The 17,827-nt window shown below is 72.5% G+C and carries 13 protein-coding genes; 9 read left to right on the top strand and 4 right to left on the bottom strand.

The window, feature by feature from the left end; all coding sequences use genetic code 11:
* Positions 1-115 precede the first annotated feature (115 nt).
* On the top strand, positions 116-2,626 hold the full coding sequence (locus AB0316_RS16490; protein ID WP_366274131.1) for a glycosyltransferase: 2,511 nt from the start codon (positions 116-118) through the stop codon (positions 2,624-2,626).
* A gap of 11 nt (positions 2,627-2,637) precedes the next feature.
* Here AB0316_RS16490 and AB0316_RS16495 read toward each other — a convergent pair whose 3' ends face one another.
* Complete coding sequence (locus AB0316_RS16495) at positions 2,638-6,300, bottom strand: CDP-glycerol glycerophosphotransferase family protein (RefSeq protein WP_366274132.1); 3,663 nt, start codon at positions 6,298-6,300, stop codon at positions 2,638-2,640.
* A gap of 324 nt (positions 6,301-6,624) precedes the next feature.
* Between AB0316_RS16495 and AB0316_RS16500 the strand changes: the two genes are divergently transcribed.
* The 6 genes from AB0316_RS16500 to AB0316_RS16525 are packed head-to-tail and all read left to right on the top strand — an operon-like array spanning position 6,625 to position 12,428.
* A complete protein-coding gene (locus tag AB0316_RS16500) occupies positions 6,625-7,425 on the top strand; it encodes an ABC transporter permease (RefSeq protein WP_366274133.1) in 801 nt (266 codons plus the stop codon).
* The gene (locus AB0316_RS16505) at positions 7,425-8,171 is read left to right on the top strand and encodes an ABC transporter ATP-binding protein (RefSeq protein WP_366274134.1); all 747 of its coding nucleotides are present in this window, start codon (positions 7,425-7,427) and stop codon (positions 8,169-8,171) included. Before AB0316_RS16500 ends, AB0316_RS16505 begins: the two co-directional genes overlap by 1 nt.
* Positions 8,168-10,060, top strand: a complete 1,893-nt coding sequence (locus AB0316_RS16510; protein WP_366274135.1) for a CDP-alcohol phosphatidyltransferase family protein — start codon at positions 8,168-8,170, stop codon at positions 10,058-10,060. The genes AB0316_RS16505 and AB0316_RS16510 overlap by 4 nt, the downstream gene beginning before the upstream one ends.
* Positions 10,061-10,066: 6 nt before the next feature.
* Positions 10,067-10,873 (top strand): CDP-alcohol phosphatidyltransferase family protein, encoded by an 807-nt coding sequence (locus tag AB0316_RS16515; RefSeq protein ID WP_366274136.1) that lies wholly within the window; start codon positions 10,067-10,069, stop codon positions 10,871-10,873.
* Complete coding sequence (locus tag AB0316_RS16520; protein WP_366274137.1) at positions 10,873-11,979, top strand: glycosyltransferase; 1,107 nt, start codon at positions 10,873-10,875, stop codon at positions 11,977-11,979. The genes AB0316_RS16515 and AB0316_RS16520 overlap by 1 nt, the downstream gene beginning before the upstream one ends.
* A 47-nt stretch (positions 11,980-12,026) precedes the next feature.
* On the top strand, positions 12,027-12,428 hold the full coding sequence (locus AB0316_RS16525) for an adenylyltransferase/cytidyltransferase family protein (protein WP_366274138.1): 402 nt from the start codon (positions 12,027-12,029) through the stop codon (positions 12,426-12,428).
* Positions 12,429-12,467: 39 nt separating this feature from the next.
* Here AB0316_RS16525 and AB0316_RS16530 read toward each other — a convergent pair whose 3' ends face one another.
* Both AB0316_RS16530 and AB0316_RS16535 read right to left on the bottom strand, forming a co-directional pair.
* A complete protein-coding gene (locus tag AB0316_RS16530) occupies positions 12,468-12,869 on the bottom strand; it encodes a DUF2304 domain-containing protein (protein ID WP_366274139.1) in 402 nt (133 codons plus the stop codon).
* Positions 12,869-13,576: a glycosyltransferase family 2 protein gene (locus AB0316_RS16535; protein ID WP_366274140.1), complete on the bottom strand. Its 708-nt coding sequence runs from the start codon at positions 13,574-13,576 to the stop codon at positions 12,869-12,871. Before AB0316_RS16535 ends, AB0316_RS16530 begins: the two co-directional genes overlap by 1 nt.
* 175 nt (positions 13,577-13,751) lie before the next feature.
* Between AB0316_RS16535 and AB0316_RS16540 the strand changes: the two genes are divergently transcribed.
* Together AB0316_RS16540 and AB0316_RS16545 are read left to right on the top strand one after the other, a co-directional pair.
* Positions 13,752-14,786: a glycosyltransferase family 2 protein gene (locus tag AB0316_RS16540; RefSeq protein WP_366274141.1), complete on the top strand. Its 1,035-nt coding sequence runs from the start codon at positions 13,752-13,754 to the stop codon at positions 14,784-14,786.
* Positions 14,776-16,083: a hypothetical protein gene (locus AB0316_RS16545; RefSeq protein ID WP_366274142.1), complete on the top strand. Its 1,308-nt coding sequence runs from the start codon at positions 14,776-14,778 to the stop codon at positions 16,081-16,083. Before AB0316_RS16540 ends, AB0316_RS16545 begins: the two co-directional genes overlap by 11 nt.
* Here the strand turns inward: AB0316_RS16545 and AB0316_RS16550 are convergent.
* On the bottom strand, positions 16,068-17,756 hold the full coding sequence (locus tag AB0316_RS16550) for a glycosyltransferase family 39 protein (protein ID WP_366274143.1): 1,689 nt from the start codon (positions 17,754-17,756) through the stop codon (positions 16,068-16,070). The two genes, AB0316_RS16545 and AB0316_RS16550, sit on opposite strands and share 16 nt — an antisense overlap.
* Between the last annotated feature and the right edge of the window lie 71 nt (positions 17,757-17,827).

Genomic DNA, 17,827 nt, shown 5'->3' on the forward strand with positions numbered 1-17,827 from the left:
CTGACAGTCGCGCCGCGCCGACGGCCGTTCTGCTGTGCCCGCGCCGGTTCACTACGATGGCGGGGCCCCGGGGACTGCTGCCCTGCACCCGGCGACCAAGGAGTTGGAGATCCGCATGTCAGTGCCGCTCGGCGCGACCGGGAAGGCCCGGCGCGTCGTCCGCCAGGTCGTCCGCAAGGCCGTCCGCTCCGGTCCCCACGAGGTGAAGGTGGCGCTGCGGGCGATGCCGGTCGACCCCGACCTCGTGGTCTACGAGTCGTTCGGCGGCAACGGGATGCTCTGCAACCCCGAGGCGATCTTCCGGGCGCTGCTCGAAGACCCCGAGCAGCAGCACCTGCGCCACGTCTGGGTGCTGGCCGACCCCACGGCATACGCCTCGACCGTCGCGGAGTTCCGGGACGACCCCCGCGTGCGCTTCGTCCGGCGCCGCTCGATCGCCTACCACCGGGCGCTCTCGACCGCGGGCCTGCTCGTCAACAACGCGACGTTCCCGCCCGACTGGGGCAAGCGACCCGGCCAGACCTACCTCAACACCTGGCACGGCACGCCGCTGAAGGCCATGGGCTACGACGAGGCCCAGGGTGGGCGCGGGGCCCTCAACGTCCTGCGCAACTTCATGATGGCCGACTACCTCCTCTCGACCAGCCCCTTCATGAGCGAGCGGATGTACGAGCAGGCCTACCGGCTCGTCAACGTCGCACCCGGCGAGCTCGTCGAGGTCGGCTACCCGCGCACCGACCTGCAGTTCGGCGGGGAGGGCGAGCGGGAGCGCACGCGCGCCCGGCTGCGCTCGGCCGGGGTCCGGCTCGCCGCCGACGACACCCTGGTGCTGGTCGCGCCCACGTGGAAGGGTGAGTCGTTCCACACGCCCCGCAACGACGCTGCCGACCTCGCCGCGATGGTGGACGAGCTTCAGAACCGGCTGCCGTCCGGACACCGCGTGCTGCTGAAGGTCCACCAGCAGGTCTACCGCTTCGCCCGCACCGAGCCGCGCCTGGCCGGCCGCCTCGTGCCCAACGAGCTGCCCACCAACGCGGTGCTCGGCGTCACCGACGTGCTCGTCACCGACTACTCGAGCATCTTCTTCGACTTCCTCTCCACGGGACGTCCGATCCTCTTCCACACCCCGGACCGCGAGGAGTACGACGGCTACCGCGGGTCCTACCTCCCCGTCGAGCAGCTGCCCGGACCGCAGAGCCGCACCACCGCGGAGCTCGCGGACCTCGTCGGCGCAGTGGGCAGCGGCACGGCGCCCGACCCCCTCGTGTCCCACCGGGACCGCTACGACGCCGCGCGGGCGCGCTTCGCGCCGAAGGACGACGGCGGCGCGACCCAACGGGTCCTCGACGTGGTCGTGCGTGGCCGGCGCGAGGGACACGAGGTGCGGCAGACCCGCCGCGACGGCCGTCGCACCCTGATGCTCTACCTCGGTGGGATGATGTCCAACGGCATCACCAGCTCGGCCCTCAACCTGCTCCGGACGCTCGACCACACGGCGTGGGACGTCTCCGTGGTCACCGGTCCCATCGACAACGAGGACCGCCTCGCCAACGCCGAGGCGCTCGACCCCCGCGTGCGCCAGTTCGCCCGGAACGGCTCCGCGAGCATGAGCAAGACTCTCTGGGTGAGCCGCCGCCGGCTCATGCGCGGTCAGCTGGACAGGATCTCGCAGCCCGTGCTCGAGAAGGTCGACCAGGCGCTGGAGCAGGACTGGCGCCGGATCGTGGGGGCGGCCCGCTTCGACCACGTCGTCGACTTCAGCGGCTACTCACCGGCCTGGACGTTCCTGATCGGGCACGCGCCGGCCGGCAGCCACTCGGTCTGGCAGCACAACGACCTGCTCGCCGACCAGCTGCGCGAGATCGGGGGACGTCGACCGCACTTCGCCAACCTGCAGGCCGTCTTCACCAGCTACGCCCGGTTCGACCACATCGTGTCCGTCTCCGAGGCGCTGCGTGAGGTCAACGCCCGCAACCTGTCGCGATGGGCGCCTCCCGAGAAGTTCGTCGCGGCCCGCAACACCATCGACGTCCAGCGGGTCGTGAGCGGCGCGGCCGAACCGGCCCCCCAGGAGGTCATGGACGCCTTGGCGCCGGCGCCCCCCGGTCACGACCGCTTCGTCTTCGTCGCCGTCGGCCGGCTCTCCCCGGAGAAGAACCACGAGCGCCTCCTCGAGGCCTTCGCCCTCGCCCGCCGCGAGCACCCCGGCATCCGCCTCGTCGTCGTGGGCGACGGGCCGCTGCGGGACGAGCTGACCGACCGGGCGAGCGAGCTGGGGCTCGAGGGCCACGTCCTCTTCGCCGGGCTCCAGCGCAACCCGTGGTCGATCATGGCCGAGTGCCAGTGCTTCGTCCTCTCGAGTGACTACGAGGGCCAGCCGATGGTCATCCTCGAGGCCCGCACCCTGGGCCTGCCGGTCGTCTCGACGTCGTTCGACTCCGTGGGCTCGGCGCTCGCCGACGGCGAGGGCCTCGTCGTCGAGCGTTCGGTCCCCGCTCTCGCAGCGGGGCTGGCTGCGGCCGCCGAGGGCCGGGTGCCCCGGGCCGACTTCGACGCCGGGGCCTACAACGCAGCCGTCGTCGGCGAGTTCGAACGCGCCATCGGCGCCGTCGTCGCCCCGGCGTAGGGCACGCCTGCTCAGGCGCCCCAGACCGCGTCGACGACCCGGGCGGCCGCCTTGCCGTCGTCGCGCGGCGCGAAGCGCTCGCGGAAGGCGGTGTAGCGCTCGCGGTAGGTCGCCTCGATCTGCCCGAGCGAGGTCAGCGTCTGGAGCACGCTGTCGGTCGAGGACAGCAGCGGACCGGGCGCGATCTCGGCGAAGTCGAGGTAGAAGCCGCGGGTGGTGCCGGCGTACTGCGCCACGTCGGGCGTCAGGAACAGCATCGGTCGACCGGTGCCGATGAAGTCGAACATCACCGAGGAGTAGTCGGTGATGAGGACGTCGGCCACCAGCATCAGCTCGGTGATGTCCGGGTAGCGCGAGACGTCGACGACGTTGGCCGCCACGCTCTGGCCCAGGCCGGGCGTGTTGCTGTGCCCGCGCACCAGGAGCACCGAGTCGCCGCCGAACGCGCGGGAGACGACGTCGAGCTCGAGGTGGTTGACCATCGCGTAGCCGCCGGAGGCGGTGCGCACGTCGTCGCGCCAGGTGGGCGCGTAGAGCACGAGGCGGGCGTCCCCGGACACGCCGAGCCGCTCCCGGACCCGGGCGCGGTCGGCCTCGGAGCCGGTGGTCAGCAGGTCGTTGCGGGGGTAGCCGAGGTTCAGCACCTCGCCCTCGAAGCCGAGCGCGTCGGGCAGCACCGTGCTCGCGAAGTCGTTCTGGGCGAGCAGCAGGTCCCAGGCCCGTGCCTCCCGGACCATGAGGCCGCGGTAGGAGAGCGAGAGGTTTCCCGCCGGGACGTGCCGCCCGATCTTCTTCAGCGGGGTGCCGTGCCAGGTCTGCAGGTAGGTCTGGTCGGCGTGCTTGCGGTAGAAGAACGGGAAGTTGTTGTTGGCCACCAGGTGGCGCGACGTCTCGAGGGCACGCAGGTGCTCTCGCGTGCCGACGACCACCGTCTCGGCGCCGTCCGGCACGACGGCCGTGCCGTCGGCGACCTCCCACACGAGGCGGTGGGGGAAGTCGCGCCGCACCAGCTCCTCGTAGAGGGCGAGCGGCGAGTCGGCGGGCGACCGGCCGCCGAACGTGGACAGGAGCACGCCCTCCTCGACCGGGGAGCGCAGCAACGCAGGTGTGCCGCGTCGCATCGTCCACTGACCGGCGCGGGTCCAGTCGTCCTCCGGGATCGACGCGCGGGTGTTGACCCACAGTGCGCGGGCCCGCGAGGTGATGGTGAACCGGAAGGAGACCTCGTCGGACCGGTGCCAGTGCAGGAAGTGCGGGCTGACGTCCTCGACCGCGTGCGGCGCCACGGGCACCCAGACGCTGCGCTCGGTGACGCCCGGGCTGCGCAGCAGGCGGAGCGAGTACCCGCCGGTGGCGCGGGCGACCAGCTGACCCCAGCGCTCGACGAGGAGGTCGAAGTCGGCCTCGAAGCGCCCGGTGGTGACGTCGTGACGCACCGCGGTGGGCAGCCAGTCGCCCTGGTCGGACACGAGCGCGAGGTGCAGGGCGTCGCCCACGTCCGACCCGGCATACCCGGTGACCGTGAAGGACCGCTGGTCCGGCGCCACGGAGACGGCGTGGATCGACGCGTGCAGCTTCCGGTCGTGCATGCGCAGGCGACCCGAGCCGACGAGCGCGAGCCGCAGGCCACCGGTGTGCGGCGAGGTGCGGGCCAGCTCGGCGGTCGACCCGGCGTAGACCACCGGGGCCGGGCCGCTCGGCAGCACGGCTCGGACCCCCCAGCGGTAGTCGGTGGTGGGGGAGGCCCCCGCCGGCAGCGGCGGGACCGTGATGGTCGCGGCGTAGCCGCCCTCGACGGCCACGGCCGGCACGCTGCGCCGGATGCCCACCGAACCGCCCGAGAGGGTGAACGCGGAGATCGGCTCGTCGCCGGCGGTCGCCACGAGGTGCAGCTCGCGGCCGACCAGGCGTGCCTCGGTGGCGACGACCCGGGGAGCGAACAGGTGCAGCTGCAGCCCGCGGGCGGCGGAGTACCGGGGTGCGACCCGCTGCCCCTCGTGCAGGGGCGAGATCTCGAGCTCCTGGCCGGTCCAGCGACGGTCCCAGCCGGTGACGGGCGTCCGCCAGGAGCGCCGTGTCCCACCGTCCTGGTGGAGCTCGAGCTCGAGCTCCAGGTGCCACCCGGGGTGCGAGTCGACGTCGTCGACGGCCGGGTGGTGCGCGCCGAGCGCGGTCGCGAGCTCGGCCAGGTCGGTGCGTACGCGGAAGCCGGACCCTGCCTGGCTGGGCGAGGCCTGGGCGGCCAGCTCGTCGAGGACGGGGTCCTCGAAGCGCTCGACCGAGAGGACGAGGTCCGCACCGACCGCGACGGGCTCCGGACCGCCGTCCTGCTCGTCGGCCTGCTCGTCGACGAGGTGGGCGGTCAGGGTGGTCGTGGTCGCGGAGAGGTCGAGCCCGGGCACCCAGGCCATGCCGGTGACGACGAGGTCGTCGCCGTCGAGCTCGTAGCCGAACACCGTGACCCGCATCCGGTCGTCGACGTCGGTCAGGGCGAGGTCGGCAGCCGTCGGGCGGAAGCTCTGCAGGTCCTCGAGGTAGAGCGGGCGGGCCTGCGGGGGGTCGACGGAGAAGTCCGACTCCCAGGCGTCACCCACCTCGCTGCGGCGGCTGAGCGTGGTGCGGATGTCGTCACGGTGGCCCTGCTGCACCATCCGTGCGAGCAGCCGGTCGTGCAGGCTGACGAGGCCCCAGGTGTCGTCGTCCATGTCGCGCGCGACGGCCGCGAGCCCCGACGCGAGCGCGTCGAAGTAGTCGTCGTCCGTCCGCGGCACCTCGTTGTAGTAGGACCGCAGGTCCAGGCCCACCGACTTGGCCTGCCACTGGTGGAGCACGTGCGGACTCGCCTGCCGGCGCAGCACGTCGGCCACCCTGGACATCACCGTGAGGCGGTCGGTGAGGTCGACCATCGAGGACTTCTGCTGGGTGATCGAGGTGCCGTCGCCGCGCACGTACCAGGAGTAGACGACCTCGTGGAGCACGTCGAAGGCCTTCGCGCCGGAGTACGCCTTGGCCGAGGGCTCCTGGTCCTCGTAGCGGATGCCCTCGGGGAACTCGCCGACGGCACGGTCGAAGAACTCCCGGCGGAACAGCTTGTTCCACGCGAAGACGTCGGCGAGGACCTCGGGGAAGTCGTCGAGGCGTACGCCGATCCGGTCACGGCGGTGCACGTCCTGGGCCCAGAGCGGCACCCAGGAGCGTGCCTCGTTGCGCCGCTCGAGCCCACCGACGACGAAGTCGGACCCCGACGTGGCCAGGCAGGTCACCATCATCTCGACCGCCCGCGCGGGCAGCGTGTCGTCGGAGTCGACGAAGCCGATGAACTCGCCACTCGCTGCGCGGATGCCGGTGTTGCGCGCGGCGCCGAGGCCGGCGTTCGGCTGCTCGATGACCCGGATGCGGCGGTCCCAGCGGGCGTAGCCGCGGGCGATCTCGGCGCTGCGGTCGGGGCTGCCGTCGATGACGACGATGATCTCGAGGTCGCGGTACCGCTGCCGCACGATGCTGTCGAGGCAGTCCGGGAGGTACTCCTCCACGTTGTAGCAGGGCACGACGAGGGAGACCCGCCCGGAGCTGGCCGGCGCGGTCGTCAGGGCCGCGGTCACGGTCTGGCGCAGGGCCGGGTGGAGCCGGTCGCGCAGCACCTCCCAGCGGTGGTGCGGGATGGACCGGAGCACCGCCTTCACCGTGCGGCTCGCGCGTCGCTTCACTTCGGATCGGCCCAGCACGTAACAGCCCCTCGTGGTCCTCGTGGTCGGAGTCGACGACCGGGTCGTGCGGGGGTCGGCCCGCGGATGCGCGCGCTCGGCGCGGGGTCGTCGGTGCCCCATTGTGGCATCGCACCGCGTGGACCCCCGCCGCGCCGGGAGTCCACGGAGTGCGGGCGCCCCACGCGGCGCCGTGCACGCTTACGCCGGGAGCGGGCCCTAGACTGCCCATCGGCGATGCCCGGATCGGGTCTGCGCCGACCTGTTCCAGACGAGAAGGTAGGACCCGCTCGCATGATCCTGTTGCCCCAGGCGCGAGGCGTCATCGCCCGTAGGCAGGTGCTCGACACCCTGGTGCGTCGAGACCTGCGCGTGAGGTACGCCGGCAGCGCCATCGGCTACCTCTGGACGATCATCGACCCGCTGGCGATGGCCCTGATCTACTTCGTGGTCTTCACCTTCATCTTCAAGGCCCGCAGCGTGGGCTACCAGCCCTACGTCCTGTTCATCGTCATCGGCGTCCTCGCGTGGCAGTGGTTCTCCCAGTGCGCCACCGAGACCTCGCGTGCGTTGCTGTCAGAGGCTCGGCTGGTGCGCTCGACGAACCTGCCCCGCGAGCTGTGGGTGGTGCGCATCGTCGTGGCCAAGGGCATCGAGTTCGTGCTGTCCCTGCCGGTGCTCGCAGGCTTCGCCATCTACTTCATCGCCGCGGGCCAGACGAGCGTGCACTACCGGCTGCTGCTGTTCCCGCTCGGCATCGTGCTGCAGTTCCTGCTCTCGGTCGGCCTCGGGCTCGTGCTCGCGCCGGTCACCGTGCTCTTCACCGACATGCCGAGGATCGTGCGGATCGCCCTGCGGATGGGCTTCTACGCCACGCCGATCATCTACGGCGTCCACGCGGCGCCGCCGCTGCTGCGCGACCTGCTGCTGCTCAACCCGATGGCCGGGATCCTCGAGATGTACCGGGCGGGCTTCTTCCCGCACGAGGTCAACGTCCCGGCGATCCTCTCCTCCGTCGTCATCACGTTCATCACGCTCGTGGCCGGGACCGTCGTGTTCAAGCGGCTCGAGGCTCCCGTGCTCAAGGAGATCTGATGAAGCCCGTCATCGAGGCGCACGGCCTCGGCATCGAGTTCTACCGCAGCCGGCGGCGGAAGATGTCGCTGCGCGAGATCGTCTTCAAGGGCCAGAACACCGCGCCGAAGGACACCTTCTGGGCGCTGCGCGACATCTCCTTCACCGTGGCGCCGGGCGAGGCGGTCGGGCTGGTCGGCGGCAACGGCAGTGGCAAGAGCACCCTGCTGAAGATGATCGCCGGCGTCATGATCCCCGACGAGGGCAAGGTCGCGGTGCGCGGCGGCGTGGCACCGCTCATCGAGCTGACGGGTGGCTTCCTCGGGGAGCTCACGGCGCGCGACAACCTCTACCTCGCTGCCGGCCTGCACGGCCTGAGCAAGGAGCAGATGGACGAGCGCTACGACGAGATCGTCGAGTTCGCCGGGCCGCAGGTGAAGGCCGGCATGGACATGGCCTACCGCCACTTCTCGTCCGGCATGCAGGTGCGCCTCGCCTTCGCGCTCATCACCACCCTCGACGAGCCGATCGTGCTCGTCGACGAGGTCCTCGCCGTCGGCGACCGCGCCTTCCGGGAGAAGTGCTACCAGCGCATGGAGAACATGCTGGCGGGCGGCAAGACCCTCTTCATGGTCTCCCACAGCGAGGCCGACCTCCGCCGCTTCGCCGAGCGCGGCCTCTACCTGCACCAGGGCAGCCTCGTCGGGGACGGCCCGATCGAGGAGGTCATCGACCACTACAACGCGGACGCGGACGCGGCGAAGTGACCTCGACGCTGACCTGGGGCGATCCGCCCCTCGTCGGTAGCCCGCGCGCCCGCGCCCTGCGCGGCACGTCTTCGGGCGGGGCGCTCGTGCAGGTCGGCCGTCCCGCCTCCTCGGAGGCGGCGGCCGTCGCCGCCCTCGCCTCCGCCTACGACCTGCGTCGGGAGGCCACGAGCGCCACCGACCTCCCGAGCGTCCTCGAGCAGGTCGCCGCCCACGCCCGGTCCGACGCCGGCACACCCCTCGTGCTCGTGGCGGGGGACGTCGACGTGAGCCCCGTCGCCCTGCTCGACACCCTCGACGGCGCGGACGCCACCGGTGCGGCGGTCGTCGAGGGCGCCGCCGTCACCGAGCGCGCCGGGGCTCCTGCTGCCGTACGCGTGTCGCGGGCGCGCCGGCTCGTCGTGGGGGTGGGTGCGGCCGGCCACGCCGTCGGCAACCCGGGTGCGTATGCCGTGGGCGTGCTGCGCGTCCGGGCCGCCGACCGCGCGGCGCTGGCCGCAGCCCTCACCGAAGCCGCGACCGCGCTGCGTGCCGGAGCGACGGGCGAAGCCGAGCCGGCGGGACCGGACGCCTTCGACGTCGTCCTGCTCGCCGCCGTGCGAGCCGGCCTGCCGGTGCGGGCCGTCCCCGTCGCCCACCAGCGGGTGCGGCGCGGTGACTGGCAGGTCGACGGCGCGCCCGGCTCGCCCTGGCAGCAGCGGCTGCGCGCCGCCTCGCGCGGCAACGACGGCGTCTTCTCGATGCTCGCGATCCGGCCGCTCTCGCGGCGCCTGACGGCATACGGCCTCGGGCGGGACTGGAGCCCGAACGCGGTCACCGCCGTCAGCCTCGCGCTCGGCCTGGCGGCGTGCGCCGCCGTCGCCACCGGGCTGTGGTGGGCGTGGCTGCTCGCGGCGGTGCTGCTGCAGGCGTCACTCGTCGTCGACTGCGTCGACGGCGAGATCGCGAGGTTCACCCGCGTCTCGAGCCCGCTGGGTGCCTGGCTCGACGCCGTGAGCGACCGGGTCAAGGAGTTCGCGATGGTGGCGGCCCTCGCCTGGGTCGCCGCGCGGCGGGGGAGCGACCTGTGGTGGCTCGCGGTCCTCGTGCTCACCGTCCTCGCCTTCCGGCACGTCGAGGACCACGCGTACGCCATGCGCACCCGGGCGCAGCTGCTGGCCGAGGGCTGGCCCGAGCGCCCCGCGGCGGGCGGGCTGGGAGCCCCGGACGCACGCGCCTGCGACGCGCCCGCCGGAGTCCCCACGACGGTCCCACTGCCACCCGCGCGCCGGGCGCGGCTGGTGCGGGGCGCGAAGCAGGTGCTGCACCTGCCTGTCGCCGAGCGCTACCTCATCATGTCGCTCGGCCTGCTCACGATGAGCCCTGCCGTCGTGCTGTGGGCCCTCGGGATCGCCTCGCTCCTCGCCCTCGGCTGGACCCAGGCCGGCCGGCTCGCCCGAGCGGTCACCGGTCGGGACGGCTTCCGGCGCGACCGTCCGGACACCGCGCTCGCCGAGCTGTGCGACCTCGCCGTGCTGCCACGGCCCTCGGGGCGCGGGCGGCTCTCCTGGCAGGTGCCGGGGCTGCTGCTGCTCGTCGAGACGGCGGCGCTGCTGCTGGCGGCCGGGGACGACACCACCGCCCGTGCCGCGGCCTACGCGTGGCTCGCCGTCGTGTGCTGGCGCGTCTACGACAACGCCTACCGGCTGCGCGAGACGGGCGAAGGCGGCCCCGGCTGGCTGCGGCGGGGGAGCGGCCTCGAGTGGCGCGTCATCGTGCTGGCCCTCGTCGGTGGCGCCCTGTCCCAGCCCGCCCCGGCACTGCTGGGCGTCGCGCTCGTGCTCGCCGCCCTTTCCGCCGCGGCCTCGGCCCAGGGGTGGAGCGGCCGGCTCGGCGACAAGGCAGGATAGGGGCTCGTGACGCACGACCCCACCGACGACCATCCCACCCTCGAGCAGCTTCGGGCCGTGGCCCAGCCGCCGGAGCACATCGCGCGCTACAACGCCGAGCACTGGGCGGGGGCCCTCTACATCCGCCACCTGTCGATCTACGCCACCAGGGCCCTGCTGCCCACGAGGATCAGCCCCAACGGTGTCACCTGGCTGATGATCCTCGTCGGCGTGCTCGGCGCCTTCGCCATCCCGTTCGGCGGCGTGATCGGGCCGCTCGTCGCGGCCGTCGCGATGCAGGTGCAGATCCTGCTCGACTGCTCCGACGGCGAGGTCGCCCGCTGGCGCCAGCGCTTCTCACCGGCCGGCATCTACCTCGACCGCATCGGCCACTACGTCACCGAGGCGGCGATCCCGATCGCCATCGGGCTGCGCGCCGACGGCTGGTCGCTCGGCCGGCCGAGCGACGTCGGCGGCTTCACCGTCCTCGGCCTGCTCGTGGCCGTGGTCGTGCTGCTCAACAAGGCCTTCACCGACCTCGTCGTGGTGGCCCGGGCCAAGACCGGTCGACCGATGCTCGAGGACGTGGCGCAGGTGACCGCCTCGAAGGTGTCGGGGATCGCTGCCGTACGCCGGGCCCTCGGGCACCTGCCCTTCTTCCGGGCCTTCGTGGCCGTCGAGGCGAGCCTGCTGGCCCTGCTCGCGGCCGTCGTCGACGTCGCACACGGTGACCTGCTCGGCACCCAGGTGCTCGTGGTGGTGATGCTGCCGCTGGCGCTCGTCACGGCTGCGGGGCACCTCCTCGGCGTCCTCACGAGCTCGAGGCTCGACTGATGTCCGCCGGCTCGGCCGTGCCGCCGGGTTCGGGTATGCCGTCGGGCTCGGGTATGCCGTCGGGCTCGGGTATGCCGTCGGGCTCGGGTGTGCCGTCGGGCGGGGGACACGTCGTCCAGTGGGCACAGGAGCACGGCGAGGTGGGCGGTGTCATGACGAGCCACCGCCAGATGACGGCGGCGCTGCGCGCCGACGGGCACGAGGTGACCTATCTCGACACCGGCTCGGCGCGCCGCGCTGTGGGCGCGGCGGGATCACTCTGGAACCGTCGTTCGCTGCACGTCCTGCACATCACCCGGCTCTTCCGCGCCGCGCAGCTGGCCCCGGCCCTCGCGGTCCTGCCGGGCGCGAAGGCGCTGGTGCTGCACTCAGGGTCCACGGCGGGGCAGCTGTCCGCCATGGCCCCGTGGCGACGTCGGCTCGTGCTGAGGGCGCTGCGGGCCTTCGACGAGATCTGGGCCGTCAACGGCGCCATACGTGACCTGCTGCCTGCCGACCTCGCAGCGCGCACGACGGTCGTGACCCCCTTCGACGCGCGTGGGATGGCCGTGAGGGGCACCCCCGGCCGCGACGCACACGCTCTGGCTCTGGCCACCAACGCCGGGCTGCCGCACTACAACGCGGTCCTCGGGGTGGAGGCCACCGAACGAGTGCGGCGGCAGTGGCCGGATGCGACCCTGCACCTGCTCGCCTACGGCAACGACGGGGCCGAGCTGGCCGAGCTGCGGGCCCGGGTCGCGGGCCTGGACTGGGTGCAGCTCTCGTTCGACCTGACACCGCAGCAGGTCAGCGACGTGCTGGCGCGGACGGGTGTCTTCCTGCGCCCGACCAGCTGGGACGGTGACAGCCTCGTCGTCCGGGAGGCGCAGGCGCTGGGGGCCCGGGTGGTCGCGAGCGACTGCGCGCCGCGGCCCCGCGGCGTCGAGCTGTGCGCACTCGATGCGGAGCAGCTCGCGTCGGCGGTGCTGCACGGTGGGAGGGTGAGCGACGGCGCCGGCCTGGCCGACACGACGTTGGCGGACGCGGCCGAGCGGCTGCTCGGGCGAGCACCCGCAGGTAGCCCCCGAGACGGTAGCCCCGAGACGGTAGCCTCTGAGGACCTCTGAGCGGGTCCGGTCGGGCCCTGCGCACACCTGTTGAAGGAGCACACCCCTTGTCCTCGACCACCGTCATCACCTTCGGCACGTTCGACGTGTTCCACGTCGGCCACGTCCGGGTGCTCAAGCGCGCGGCCGAGCTCGGCGACCGCCTCGTCGTCGGCGTGTCGTCCGATGCCCTCAACATCGCCAAGAAGGGCCGCGCACCGGTCTTCAACGAGGACGAGCGGCTCGAGATCATCAGCAGCCTGCGCGTCGTCGACGGCGTCTTCCTCGAGGAGTCGCTCGAGCAGAAGCGCGACTACATCCTCGAGCAGAAGGCCGACGTGCTCGTCATGGGTGACGACTGGGCCGGGAAGTTCGACTGGGTCAAGGACGTGTGCGACGTCGTCTACCTGCCGCGGACCCCGTCGGTGTCGACCACGGGCCTGATCGAGCACATCGCCGGGCTGAGCTGAGCCGGGCGGCCGGGCGCTCCCCGCCCGGCTGGCGGCGACTCAGGACGTGCGCGGGTCGGTCGTGCCGGGATCGGAACCGGGCGTGCCCGGAGTGCGCCCGGGCGGCCCGTCCTGCCGGATCGCCTCGTCGATGGCGATGGAGCGCACGAGGCGCCGCAGGTGCTGGTCGGTGTCGCGCAGCCGGAAGTAGAGCCCGAGGGTCGTCAGCACGAACACCACGATGAGCAGGTAGAGCAGCAGGTCGGTGCCGCGGGCGACCCCGAGGGCGTTGGCGAAGGCCTGGGGGATGTCGGGGTCGATGATCGACGCGACGGCGGCGACGGCCATCAGCAGGACGAGCAGCCGGGAGCCGGCGCGCAGCTCGACGCGCTGGCGGTTGCGGAAGACGATCACGAGGATCAGCACCGCCGCCAGGACCAGGGGGACTTTGATCCACTGCATCAGCGACCTCGCAGGAGCTTGTTGATGAGCACGTCCATCCCGATGTTCACGGAGTTGATGGACCGCTGGCCCTTGCTCCGCGAGTAGTCGGTGTACATCACGTGGACGGGGTACTCCTCGTAGGTGGTGTGGTGTTCGGCCATGCGCGTGAGGAACTCGCTGGCCCAGCTCATGTCGTGGGACTTCATGTCGAGGACGCGGGCGAAGGACCGGCGGAAGACGCGCAGCCCCTGGTGGGCGTCGGTCAGCGCGATCCCGGAAGTGAGGCGCTCGAAGACCACCGCGGCCTTGAGCAGCGCCCGCCGCGAGGGCGACATGCCGTCGACGGAGCCGAGGAAGCGCGAGCCGATGAGCACCTCGGTGTCCACCTTGCGCAGGTGCTCGACCATGGCCACGACGTCCTCGACCTGGTGCTGGCCGTCGGCGTCGAAGGTCACGAAGATCTCGGCGCCCGGGTCGCGCAGGGCGAAGTCGATGCCGGTCTGGTAGGCGGCGCCGGCGCCGAGGTTGACGGGGTGCTGGACGAGCCGCGCGCCCGCGGCGACGATCTCCTCCGCGGAGTTGTCACGCGAGCCGTCGTCCACGGCGACGACGTTCGGGAAGTGCTCGCGCACGCGTTCGACGACCCCCCGCACGACCGGCCCCTCGTTGTAGCAGGGAACGACCACCCATACGTCCTCGTTGCGGCGTCTGGGGTCTGACTCCATGGAAACCCTGGTCCTTTGCGTGCGTCGGGAGAGCGGGTCACGGCAGAAGCTAGACTGATCCGCGGTCACGCCCGCTCCGCCGGCTCGGAGCGAGCTGTCGGGCGATCTCCGTACCGACGAGCGGCGGTTCTCGCGTCGCGACCGGCACGACCCTACCGGAACAGAATTGGAGACCGTGAGCACCCGCATGCGCAGCGTCATCGTACTTGGATATGGCGCGGAACCGCTGCTGGAGGAGGCGCTGACGGCCATCGCCGCCGACTGCGGCCCCGACGACGAGGTGGTGCTCGTCGACAACGGCATCGAGGGCCGCTCCGCACGCCAGGATGGCTGGCCCGCGGTCGTCCGGGTCGTCGGCCACGGGGAGAACACCGGCTTCGCCGGTGGCTGCGTGCGCGGCGCCGATGCCGCGACCGGCGAGGTCCTCGTCTTCGTCAACTCCGACGCCATCCTGCGACCGGGAGCGCTCGACGCCCTCACGCAGGCCCTCGCCGACCCCTCGGTCGGCATCGCCTGCGGCTGCCTGCGGCTGGCCGACCAGCCCGACCTCGTCAACTCCGTCGGCAACCCGCTCCACTTCAGCGGCATCTCGTGGGCCGGGGCGTGCGGGGAGCCGGCGAGCGAGCACGACACCCCCGGTGACGTCGCCGTCGCCACGGGCGGCCTCCTGGCGATGCGACGCGAGGCGTGGGACGCCCTCGGCGGCTTCGACGAGCTCTTCTTCGCCTACAACGAGGACACCGACCTGTCGCTGCGGACGTGGCTGCGCGGGTGGCGGGTGCGCTTCGTGCCGCAGGCCGTCGCCGACCACCACTACGAGTTCGGCCGGTCGCCGCTGAAGATGTACCTCGTCGAGCGCAACCGGCTCATCACGGTCCTGACGACCTACCCCGATCGCCTGCTCCGCTCGGTCCTGCCGGCCGTGCTCGCGATGGAGCTGCTGCTGCTCGTGCAGGCGGTGCTCCAGGGCTGGTCCAAGCAGAAGCTGCGCTCCTGGTGGTGGCTGGCCCGCCACACCCGGCTGCTCCGGGCCCGTCGCCGCCGGGTCCAGGCCGACATCACCGCGAGCGACGAGGACATCGCCCGCCTGCTCGTCTCCAAGGTCGAGCCGCCGATGATGGCCCTGCCCCCGGGGATGGGCCTGGTCAACCGTGGCCTCGACGCCTACTGGCGCCGGGCCCGCAGGACGCTGGTCACCCGTGGAGGATGACCTGACGCAGCGGGTGAGTCCCGAGGCCCGGCGGACGCCTCGCGCGTCGGCGATCGCCGCCCTGAGGAGCGGCACCGTCCGGGTGGCGGTCGGGCTCGGCTTCTTCGGCCTGTCGACGTACGCCTTCACCGCGGTCGTGCTGCGAGCCCTGGGCCCCGGCCAGTTCGCCGACTTCAACCTCTTCTGGGGGTTGGCCTACGGTCTCGGGCTCGGGGCGATGCTGCCCTTCGAGCAGGAGGTGAGCCGACGCACCGCCACCGCCGTGCACAGCGGCGGCCACGTCGGCCCGGTCCTCAGCGCGGCCGGCATCGTCTCGACGGCCTTCGGGGTGGCCCTGGCCCTCGTGGCGCTTCCGTTCGTGCTGGCGTCGGGTCACCCGGGTGCCGGGACGCTCTGGGTCATCACCCTGTGCGCGTTCCTGACCCTCGGGATCGCCTACGTCTCCCGCGGCGCGCTCTCCGGGCGCGGCTCGTTCGGGCGCTACAGCGGGCAGCTCATCGCCGAGGGAAGCGTGCGGCTGGTCCTCGTCGGCGTCTGCGTGGTGGCCGGCTTCGCGTCGACGTGGGGGTATGCCGCGATCGTGCCGGTCGCGCTCACCGTCGCCGTCGCCCTGACCTGGCCCCGCAAGGACCGTCCGGAGCGCACCTCGGTGCCGGTCGTGCGCAACATGGCGGGCATGATGGCGCCGCTGCTCGTCGCCTCGGTCATCTCCCTGACGCTCGTCAACCTCGGGCCGGTGGCGATCCGCTACGTCCAGGACTCGCCCAACCCCTCGCACGACGGCAGCTACCTCGCTGCGGCCTTCATCGCCCGGTTGCCGATCTTCGCCTTCGCCGCGGTCCAGGCGGTGCTCATGCCGCGACTGGCCCGCTCCGTCGCGCAGCGTGACGCCGCAGGTTTCCGGGGAACCGTGCTGCGCGTGCTGGCCCTGACGGCTGCCCTCGGGGTGGTGGCCGTCGGCGCCGTCGCGGTCGCCGGACCGTGGCTCCTCGGGCTGCTGGGCGGACCGCAGTACCACCTGGGTCGCTTCGACATGGTCCTGCTCACGGTGGGCTTCGCCTGCTACCTGCTCACCCTGGTGCTCCAGCCCGCCGCAGTGGCCCTGGGCCGGCACCGCGCGAGCGCCGGGATCTGGGTGCTCGGTGCGGTGACGTTCCTGCTCGCCTGGCTGCTGCCGACCGACGCCTCCACCGCGGTGAGCCTCGCCGTCGCTGCGGTGAGCCTGACGGTCTCGGCCGGGCTGGCCACGCTCGTGTGGCGTGCGCTCGCCCGCGACTTCCCTCAGCGCACGGCGTAGAGGACGTAGCCCTCGTTCGCTGAGGCGTAGACCTTGGTCCACTTGGAGGGCAGGCTCGGGTGTCGCTTGCGCCACGGTGCCAACGCCCCGGTGCAGAAGCCGCACGGCGTCGCGTCCGCGGTGGCGGTGACGAGCAGGGCGTAGTCGCCGGCACCCGGCTGCCGCTTGCCGGTGATCGAGCGCACACCCGCATACCACCGCTTCGAGCCGCCGAACCACGGGCGCTGGTAGATGGGCAGCACCCGGGCGGTCTGCCAGTCGGTGTAGACGGTCGCCTGCTCGGGCAGCCGGAGCCGTGACAGCTCGGCCGAGACGCCGGCCAGCGGTGTCCCGCCGTTGGTCGCCAGCGTCGGAGCTGCAGAAGCGGCCCGGGCGACGGACACCGCGGGAAGGACCGCCACGAGCAGCGCGACCGCGGCGACGGCCAGCTGCTGCGCCCGGGGCCGTCCGGCGGCCGGGACGGCCCGGACGAGGACGCTCCGGACGAGGACGGCCAGGGCACCGCTGACGGCCAGGGCGATCCACGGCACGAACTGGATCCAGTAGCGCTCGACGTCCAGTCGACCGGCCGGGTGCGAGGGGATGAAGAAGCCGCTGATCCCGACGAACAGGAGGTAGGAGACGAGCAGGCCTGCGGCGCTGACGCGCACGGCCGCGTTTCGCACGAAGATCGCCAGCGCGGCGATCGCGGCCAGCACCAGGAACCACACGCCGCCCGGCACGTGCCGCTCGAGCACGAGGCGGGGGATCATCGTCAGGTAGTCGACGCGGGGCAGTCCGACGAACTGGTCCATCACCGCCACGTCGGCCGGGTTCTTGGTGGTGCTCAGGTCCTGGCGGGTGAAGGTGTGCAGCTTCAGCAGCGGGTCGCCGTAGGCCAGGGCTCCGATGGCGACGTCGACGACGGCCCACAGCAGCACCGGGGCGGCCGTCAGCAGGGCGTTGCGCACGACCCGCCCGCGGACCCACAGCACCGCGACGACGGCCGGCCAGGCGAACAACGCGGTCTCGCGGGTCTCGAAGCTCCAGCCGAGCAGGAAGCCGGCGACGATGACGAGCAGGCCCGCCCAGCGGGCGTTCGCCAGCATCCGTCCGCGAGCGGCGACCGCGACCGCGAGCGCGGCCATGACGAGAGCCATCGAGGGGATGTCGGGGTAGTAGCGCGAGAGGGTTGTGAAGACGATCCAGTTGCTGAGCAGGAGCACGACGGCCGCGATGCCGGCAACGTGGCCCCACCACCGCCGCCCGACGAGGTAGACGCAGCCTGCCAGGACCCCGGAGGCGATGATCGCGGGGAGGTAGAAGGTCGCGGGCGCGTGGCCGAAGGCGAGCACGAGCGGCGCGAGCGGCAGGATCATGCCGTAGCGGGTGTAGCCGAGTGGCACCCAGGAGTGCTGCGGGAACTGGATGGCGGCCATGACGTAGTGCCACGGGTCGCTGCTGATGATCTCGGAGCGGAAGACCCAGGCGACGAGCATCGTCGCCGCCGTCACTGCCGCTGCCACCCCGAAGTCGACGCGCTTCCACGGCGAGCCCGCCAAGGCGTCCCTCGACACGTCCTGTGGCGCCTCCTCGACCGTTGTGGCGTCGCCCGGAGGCTCGGAGTCGCCCACACTGCCCTCGCCCGCGCGCGGCCTCGTGGTCTCGGTCACGCTCTCCGACGGTTCAGGCACGAGGGAATCGTATGCGAGTTGCTGGGCACCTCCCGCCACGACCGGCATCTTCAGCTCCCGGGCGAGCCGGT

Origin of the sequence: Terrabacter sp. NPDC080008 (genome assembly GCF_040702505.1) — a bacterium.
Lineage (GTDB): Bacteria > Actinomycetota > Actinomycetes > Actinomycetales > Dermatophilaceae > Terrabacter.

Excerpts from the sequence above, each read along its gene's own strand:
- AB0316_RS16530 (WP_366274139.1), bottom strand. The coding sequence starts at position 12,869 with ATGCAGTGGATCAAAGTCCCCCTGGTCCTGGCGGCGGTGCTGATCCTC.
- AB0316_RS16500 (WP_366274133.1), top strand. The coding sequence starts at position 6,625 with ATGATCCTGTTGCCCCAGGCGCGAGGCGTCATCGCCCGTAGGCAGGTG.
- AB0316_RS16535 (WP_366274140.1), bottom strand. The coding sequence starts at position 13,576 with ATGGAGTCAGACCCCAGACGCCGCAACGAGGACGTATGGGTGGTCGTT.
- AB0316_RS16520 (WP_366274137.1), top strand. The coding sequence starts at position 10,873 with ATGTCCGCCGGCTCGGCCGTGCCGCCGGGTTCGGGTATGCCGTCGGGC.
- AB0316_RS16490 (WP_366274131.1), top strand. The coding sequence starts at position 116 with ATGTCAGTGCCGCTCGGCGCGACCGGGAAGGCCCGGCGCGTCGTCCGC.
- AB0316_RS16505 (WP_366274134.1), top strand. The coding sequence starts at position 7,425 with ATGAAGCCCGTCATCGAGGCGCACGGCCTCGGCATCGAGTTCTACCGC.